This window comes from Pseudomonas avellanae BPIC 631, from assembly GCF_000444135.1.
GTDB lineage: Bacteria > Pseudomonadota > Gammaproteobacteria > Pseudomonadales > Pseudomonadaceae > Aquipseudomonas > Aquipseudomonas avellanae.
In genome coordinates this window covers 1-2,947 of sequence record NZ_ATDK01000387.1, presented here as the reverse complement: position 1 = coordinate 2,947, position 2,947 = coordinate 1, and the positions used below count along the sequence as shown (strand labels likewise).

The window sequence follows — 2,947 nt, the reverse complement described above, 5'->3', positions numbered from 1 at the left end:
TGTACTGTTTGCGAAATAATTTACCCGTGTCCCGCAACCTAAGTTATTGATAAAATTTGAATTTTACGTTAGTTAGTAGCTGGTTTTTTCGAAAACAGTACACTAGTAATCGAGTCGCCGCTATGCGCTTTGCGAAATTCTCGGCGATAATATTCAAACTCCTCATCCATAAGGTGTTTGATTCACCACGAGTCAAACCATCGAGTTTATAAAGAAGTGATTGCGCTATTTGTGCGTGACTGACAAGTGAATCTACGGGGTTCATAATGTTAGGGTAACCAGCCTCGATTCCGCCAGGTGAAAAATGGGGCTCTTTATCATAAGCGACAAAAAGTGTTGATATGGCGTTGAGTGGCGAGTAAAAAATAATATCGTCGATGAATTGAGTGCGATTTTTAAAATGTAGAGAGTAACAACTTTTCTCGACACTATCCTTAACGGTTTCGATTTCGTGAGCGGCTGGCATGATGAACTCCAACTGAACTTTCATCGTGTCAACGTTACCACCGAAAATTAAATACGCATCGCCTTGAGAGTCCAATCCTTGGATTTCTTTAGTTATTTTCGCATTGATATTACGTAGATCTTCTTCAGGTTTATTTCCGGCCTTGATAGATATTCTTTTCATCCAACAGTGATCAATGCTTTTGAAGCTATTCAGTAGAATATCCTGGCTTAAATTAGTTGAAATTGTCAATGCGTCAATGGTGCTTAAGTGCGGTACTAGTTCACTACTACCGTTCTTTTTTGACCAATTGGCTGGGTAGCTAAGAGTTATATTTTCGTCCACTGTACTTTCAGTGAGGTTAACATGTCTAGCACTATACTCCACATGTTTGAAACCATCGCCAAAGAAACGATCTTTAGCGGATCCCAAATGATTTTCTATATTGCTAAAACTAAGGTCTTGCATGGATACATTCCTTATAAACCATTCTTTGCTGCTTTTGAAGTTTTTCGACTGCGGAAGCTATACAGCTACCAATTTTTATAAATCTGGTGGCTCTGTGTGGCCTTTGGGACGGATTTGGTTCCATGCAAACGTAGGTCAACGCCAAAGCTTTATTTGGCGCAGTTGGCCAAAGCGTTCTTAAACGGCGATCGGTTGGGGCACGTCAGGGAGCAACGAAACATCAAATGCGCGCCGCCCGGGAGACCGTGCGTGAAAACGAGGTTTCTTGCTACATTCAGACCTTATCTTTAGTCTGGTTCTGTGCCCAGACACGCTTTACCTGGCTGACACTGACACCGGCCAGCCGCGCAGTCTCCGCAATGCTACACCCACCGCTTTTGAGGGCGATGACCCGTTCATGCATTTTGGTATCCGGTTTACGCCCAGCGTATCGATCGGCGCCCTTGGCCAAGTCGATGCCTTGCCGCTGTCGCTCTCGCCGGTCCTCGAAGTCGTCACGCGCTATTTGCAAGGCCACACGCAACAGCATGTCTTGTACGCCTTGCAACGCCACCTTGGCGACACCACGGGACGCCTCGGTCAATTGCGATAGATCGACGATTCCAGGCACTGCCAGTGCGTGCGCCCTTAGCCCTGATCGCGTCCACAAGTTTTTCTGCTTCGACCAGAGGAAGACGGCTGATTCGGTCGATCTTTTCCGCAATGACGACTTCACCCGGTTGCAGGTCCTCAATCATGCGCAACAGCTCGGGACGGTCGGATCGAGCGCCCGAGGCCTTCTCGCGATAGACCGCAGCTACGTAGTAGCCTGACTCTCGAGCATTGCCAATAATCGCTTCTTGGCGCTGCAAGTCCTGGTCTTCGGAACTGACACGCAGGTACACCCGCGCAACGTTGAGAGTCGTCATACTGTAATCCTTTAAATACGTTCCTGATTCAACACTACGTTTACGCTTCCCAGGGGTTAATGACGTTCAACCCGGCAGCCTCAAAAGGGCCAGTGTCACGGGTGGCGACGGTGAAGCCGTTGGCGAGGGCGATGGCGATGGCTGCAATGAAGGCATCTGCCGTTTCGACCGCCAACCCGGCTGCGCGGGACTTGGCCAGCAGCTCGGCATAAGCCTTCGTACAAGTCATATCGAACGACAGCACCCTATTGGCGAACATCGGCAGCAGGTGCTTTTCCAGGTTTTCACGCAAGCTATCCTGGCGTTTTCCGACAGGCATCAGCGCAATACCAGCACGCAACTCGGCTACCGTGATGGTGGACAGATAAAGCGTTTCCAGCGCTTGTGCGTCGATCCAGTCAAGGACGTGGGCATTGGGCTCTCGGCGCTGCGGTTCTGAAATTACGTTCGTATCGAGCAGGATCATTCAAAGCTCACCGCACGGGCCGGAGACGTGATGCGCGTGTTCTCAAACAAGGTGTGTTCTTTATCGGTCAGACCACCAACCTCACGGGCAATAGAAGCCAGGAACGAGCCAAGTTTCACACGTCCCTCGGGTCTCGCCGCCCGCTCCAAGATGTCGCGTATTTCGGCCTCGGTGCTGCGCCCGTGCAGGGCAGCTTGGATGCGGATTGCCCGATGCACTTCATCGGGTAGATTTCTTACGTTCACGTTTGCCACTTGGTAGTTACCAGTTTTGCCATCAGTGGTATCACTATATACTTTTGATACCATAAATCAAGAATGCCAGGCTGGTCTATTTAGGTATACCCAACGAAGCTCAGCTCATGAGCTATGGCTCAATCGGCCTAAACGCGACCCTTTAGAGCTAGGTAAGAATGAGCCTACCTTTTACGCCATGATGATTGGTTTTCAACCATATTGCTCTCTAAGCTATCGTCTGTTGCCGCTGATGCAGAATTGACCCAGCTGCCGAAATTTCGCTGACCCAAGCTTATACCTCGTAAAGCGTTAGCAGGTCTGACTTTGGGCTGAATACTTATGGGGCAACGCCAAGTCGGCAGATGGGGCAATTCTGCATCAGCGATAACAGGTCAAGATGAACGATGCGACAGCCACCTCTGCA

3 protein-coding genes and 1 pseudogene are annotated in these 2,947 nt (G+C 49.4%); all 4 read right to left on the bottom strand.

Annotation, left to right across the window (positions count from 1 at the left end; genetic code table 11):
• Positions 1 to 43: 43 nt before the first annotated feature.
• The 4 genes and pseudogenes from DW49_RS01000000128765 to DW49_RS0122595 all read right to left on the bottom strand — a co-directional run bounded on the left by DW49_RS01000000128765 (position 44) and on the right by DW49_RS0122595 (position 2,541).
• A complete protein-coding gene (locus DW49_RS01000000128765) occupies positions 44 to 913 on the bottom strand; it encodes an AvrD family protein (RefSeq protein WP_229687600.1) in 870 nt (289 codons plus the stop codon).
• 274 nt (positions 914 to 1,187) lie between these two features.
• A pseudogene (locus DW49_RS01000000128760) lies at positions 1,188 to 1,821 on the bottom strand (recombinase family protein).
• Between the two features lie 40 nt (positions 1,822 to 1,861).
• Positions 1,862 to 2,287, bottom strand: coding sequence for a type II toxin-antitoxin system VapC family toxin (locus DW49_RS0122600; protein ID WP_005620525.1), 426 nt, complete (start codon positions 2,285 to 2,287; stop codon positions 1,862 to 1,864).
• The gene (locus DW49_RS0122595) at positions 2,284 to 2,541 is read right to left on the bottom strand and encodes a FitA-like ribbon-helix-helix domain-containing protein (RefSeq protein WP_003381346.1); all 258 of its coding nucleotides are present in this window, start codon (positions 2,539 to 2,541) and stop codon (positions 2,284 to 2,286) included. Before DW49_RS0122595 ends, DW49_RS0122600 begins: the two co-directional genes overlap by 4 nt.
• Positions 2,542 to 2,947: the final 406 nt, after the last annotated feature.

Coding starts and splice junctions, on each gene's coding strand:
- DW49_RS01000000128765 (WP_229687600.1), bottom strand. CDS start 913: ATGCAAGACCTTAGTTTTAGCAATATAGAAAATCATTTGGGATCCGCT.
- DW49_RS0122600 (WP_005620525.1), bottom strand. CDS start 2,287: ATGATCCTGCTCGATACGAACGTAATTTCAGAACCGCAGCGCCGAGAG.